This is a genomic window from Peribacillus sp. NPDC056705 (assembly GCF_043656335.1).
Map to the genome: position 1 here is coordinate 1 of NZ_JBHTYI010000070.1, position 4,114 is coordinate 4,114.

The following is a 4,114-nucleotide window of genomic DNA, read 5'->3' on the forward strand; positions in this document are numbered from 1 at the left end:
CTTTTTTAATACTCCATAGCTTTTTCTCTTTGAACTTATCAATTCAACTATGCCTTTTAGATGTTTAAACTCTACCCCCAAATGTATCCTCCTCTATGAATAACTCTCAACAATAATTTTACCATGTATTTCATTTTATAATTGATATTAGTTATTCAACAATATGGCCCAATTGTTGAACAAAGATCAAACAGCGCTCTTCAACTAACCTGCCCCGATAGTTCCATAATAAAAAGAGCTGCCAAAGCAACTCTCTTATTGAAGTAAAGCACCCGTTAGTTCTTTAAGAATTATTTGGATTGCGATCAATAAACTCCTCGATTTCATGCTCTTTTAATCTATAGACAAGGTCGAAATAATCAAATTCTGAAAGGGTACCTTTTTTTCTCCAATTTTGCATTTCTTTATAGTGTAAACTTATAAAATAGCCTTCCACATCTCTTCTTGAAATACCCTGTTTCTTTGCCATTTCAGCAATAGAAAGACCCTCTTTCCAGTATTGGTCATATTCCTTCTTATTAACTTTTAGTAAATTATAGATTGGTTCATAATCATAGTGGAGTTGATAAATTACTTTCCCTTCTTGATTATTATTTTCTTCTGCTTGAACACTTTGTGAAAAAGTTAGAAATACTGCACTTAAAAGAAGTACTCTTTTCAAAGTTACCTTCAGGACCATTTTAAAACACCCTCTTTTATATTAGTTCTTATTTATTGTGTGGGGTTCTATCTATTTTATGTCCCTTATTTTCAAAAAGTTGAATAGCCTACTTTATCTATCATGCCCCTTTAGATTCATAAAAGAAAAAGCTGCCTTAAAGACAGCTCTGATCTTCAGCTAACGCACCTGTTAGCTCAAAAGAAAAACCCCTAGCTCCTAATGACTCATCATTAAAGGAATGAATCTGCTATTTCTATTAAAACCTTTGGTGGAACTTTATCAGATATCCTCTTATCAATTCCTAACATATACTGCCAACCATCCTTTTCAAAAATCAAATAATTACATACTTGGGCTCGGTTTGTAACATATAGTGCATAAGTGTCATTGCTTATTTTATACTTTTTGTCAATCCGTTCTTGTGTAAAATTAATCCTGTGTTCGCTCGGTCGAACTCTGATTACATAATGGCTTTTCGGTATATTTTCATTAATTAGCTCAACTTCAAGCTCATTGTTTATTCCAATTGTATGATTGCATCTGCCTAATTGATGTGTGAAAGCTATAGGTGGCAATTTATATGGAATTTTTATCTTTTTATTAAAGTATGATTCGCAGGTCTTCAAAGCTTCCTCAACAGGCCTGTAACCTATATCAAATAGAGATTCTTCAAGTGGAATTCTGCCTGTGTTTGCAGCAACTACATTCCCAAATGTATTAAAGCCAAAAATAAAACAAATGGATAAACACAACCATCTAATCATAGGAACCCACCTTTTTTTATGGTGGTAGTTTGTTCAAACTTTAATTAAACTATACTATACCGTTATTTGAATTGCTGAACAGCCTTATGCAACAAACCTGCCCCGTTAGTGCATAAAAAAAGGCTGCCTTAAAGGCAGCTCCGATCCTTCTGCTAAAGCACCGTTAGTTCATTAAGAAAAGAAAAAATATGAGATATATTAAATTACTTTAGTTTAAATTCTCGTTGTTATTCTCTAATAAAATCCAATCTTTAAAATAGTCGTCATCTTTTAAGTTCAAATAGTATTTTAAAAAACGTACAAACTCTTCAGTATCTACTTCTATATATTGATAATGGTCATAATAATTTTTGAGAAAATCTTCAGCTTTTAATTCCCCGCCATTTTCCTGGAAAATTTTCCAGAGCATTGTGGAAGATTTCCCATAAATATAATTACTCTGGTCGTTAGAAGAGTATTTATCTAGTGGTAAGTTTACAGGTAAAGTAAATTCCTTGAAGAGCTCTTCATCAAAGGAAATATCATTACCTTGATTTGCATAAAACAACAAAGTAGCGAGGTCTGTTATACCTTCATCCAGCCAGGCATCGTGATAAGGATCATTACTTATAACCCCATAAAACCATTGATGAGCAATTTCGTGAACGACTATACGCTTTAGATGTTCAGGACTTTCAAGACGATTATAATTAGAACCTGCTGTTACTACACCTGGATATTCCATTCCTTTTTCATCTAAAATAATATCCAGTTGCTTATGAGGATAAGGTCCAAAAGTATCTTGAAAGTAATTCATTGCTTCGCTAGCCATCTCGCTTATTTCTTTATGTAACTCTTTCCTTTCATCAACCCCAAATACTCTTATTGTAATGTCACCCGTCTTCTTTTGGATCACATTCGGTTCTTTCAATAATGAAATATAAAATTCTTTTAAGTTGTCCCCTTCTAAAACGCCTGTACCTTTACTTGGATACCCATCATTATCGCCGGATGAAATTAGGGTTAAATCTTTTGGCAATTTGTATTGTATTTTGAAATCACTAAATGCAGTATGATAGCTCTCACCTTTAAGCCGATACGCTTCCTTATTCCATTTATGGTTTCTATATGTGGCAATCATAGGATACCATTGTGCTAAAAAATAATTATTTTCATTTTGGGTAAATCTATAACCCTCCTCTGGAAGAGTGAATTCATACTTAATGTCCACAACTACATTTTGATTTGGTTCTAATTTTTCATTTAAAGGAACTGTTAAGGTATCCTTTTCAAGATTGAACTTTACTGTTTTTCCATCGAGATTAATGCTTTCAACTTTAACAGTAGATGGTTTTTCTAAGTATGAATTAGTTTCAGTAAACATATTTGGAATAAAGTAAAACATTAACTGTTCCCATTTATCAGTAGAGATATTTTTTATTGAAGTAGTTGAATGGATTTTAAAATTCCCTTCTACATCCATTTCGATAGTAATATCGTACTCAGACTCGCTACCTGGAGATAATCCTTTTGGTGAAAACTCTCCATTACCCAGTTTAACCGTTGAAGTGCTTGGAAATTTCTCATTTTCAGTTTCATATACCATCCATATAGAACCAGATACAATTATTAGTAGGCATATAATAATTAATTTTCTAATCTCTTCACCTCATTGCATTTCGATTTTTAACTATGTAAAGAAAGTACTTCTTCAAAAAAATGTAAATACCTTCTATTTTCTTATCCCAACTAAACTGCCCCTTTAGTTCATTAAGAAAAACCGAAATTAAATCATTTCGGTTCATCTTTTTTATAAACAGTACAACTTTCTTTCAAATCCACATTTAGCCAGGAAAAAGAAAAAGATTGTTTCTTTTCAAATGGAAATTTCTAAGTTAAACCAAATTATGATTTTTTGTAGTCTTTTAACAAATTTGTAAGTGTATCAAAAAATACCCTCGTGATATTTAGTATTTCTTCACAAAAATCACTAGATATCTTTATATCATATTTCAATTTATTTGCTTTATTTTCCGATATCAAAAAATCATTATAAACTTTATCTTCTTTAGCAAGATTAAAGTAAAGATAAGCGTCAATGGCTGCATTATTTCTTTTTTCTTCTTTACTTTGTGGGCTTTTCACTTTATTAAGTGTGTCGTCACCGTTGTGGACTATATGATTCCTAATTTTGTTGATTTTCTCTATTTTACTCCATGCTTCATTTAAAGTATCGAAGTCAACCCTAACCTCATCTGTTAGATATTCATAATAATTAAATATTCCACTACGAATTTTTGAATCATCTAGTCTAGCTAGTTGTACTTGTTCACAAATCTTGCCCAATTGTTGTTCGAGAAAGGAATACAATGAGGTTACAAAGGATTTCCGCAGGATATTAGGGAAATCATCTTTTAAGTAACTTACCTGATCGGCGTAATTATATTCAAAGAGATCTTCAGCTTGATCTTCTGAAATATTTTTTATCTCCTCTTTATATTTTTTTTCTAATTTCTTTAGCTGAACACTAAGAATATCCTCCATTTCATCTATATAGTTCGAAAAACTATCTAAACCCCACTGAATGGAAAGGTTAATCCAACCACGTGTAAAAACATCATTCATTATTCGTCACCTCTATTTCACATTTTGGTGTAACACTATCTTATATATGATAGGTAGATTTCTAAAAACCAATTAGGCTTAAGCC

General features: G+C 31.7%; 4 protein-coding genes. All 4 read right to left on the reverse strand.

Features of this window, described 5'->3' with window-relative positions:
- Window positions 1-283: 283 nt before the first annotated feature.
- The 4 genes from ACFRAK_RS27175 to ACFRAK_RS27190 all read right to left on the reverse strand — a co-directional run bounded on the left by ACFRAK_RS27175 (window position 284) and on the right by ACFRAK_RS27190 (window position 4,029).
- Window positions 284-679 (reverse strand): hypothetical protein, encoded by a 396-nt coding sequence (locus ACFRAK_RS27175; RefSeq protein ID WP_394572904.1) that lies wholly within the window; start codon window positions 677-679, stop codon window positions 284-286.
- A 212-nt stretch (window positions 680-891) separates the two neighbouring features.
- Complete coding sequence (locus ACFRAK_RS27180; protein ID WP_394572905.1) at window positions 892-1,425, reverse strand: hypothetical protein; 534 nt, start codon at window positions 1,423-1,425, stop codon at window positions 892-894.
- Between the two features lie 208 nt (window positions 1,426-1,633).
- Window positions 1,634-3,010, reverse strand: a complete 1,377-nt coding sequence (locus tag ACFRAK_RS27185) for a M1 family metallopeptidase (RefSeq protein ID WP_394572906.1) — start codon at window positions 3,008-3,010, stop codon at window positions 1,634-1,636.
- Window positions 3,011-3,309: 299 nt separating this feature from the next.
- Entirely contained in the window at window positions 3,310-4,029 is a 720-nt protein-coding gene (locus tag ACFRAK_RS27190; RefSeq protein WP_394572907.1) for a hypothetical protein, read from the reverse strand.
- Window positions 4,030-4,114 lie beyond the last annotated feature (85 nt).

What these genes read in the sequence shown, in the direction of transcription:
- ACFRAK_RS27175 (WP_394572904.1), bottom strand. Translation starts at nt 679, where the DNA reads ATGGTCCTGAAGGTAACTTTGAAAAGAGTACTTCTTTTAAGTGCAGTA.
- ACFRAK_RS27180 (WP_394572905.1), bottom strand. Translation starts at nt 1,425, where the DNA reads ATGATTAGATGGTTGTGTTTATCCATTTGTTTTATTTTTGGCTTTAAT.
- ACFRAK_RS27185 (WP_394572906.1), bottom strand. Translation starts at nt 3,010, where the DNA reads ATGGTATATGAAACTGAAAATGAGAAATTTCCAAGCACTTCAACGGTT.
- ACFRAK_RS27190 (WP_394572907.1), bottom strand. Translation starts at nt 4,029, where the DNA reads ATGAATGATGTTTTTACACGTGGTTGGATTAACCTTTCCATTCAGTGG.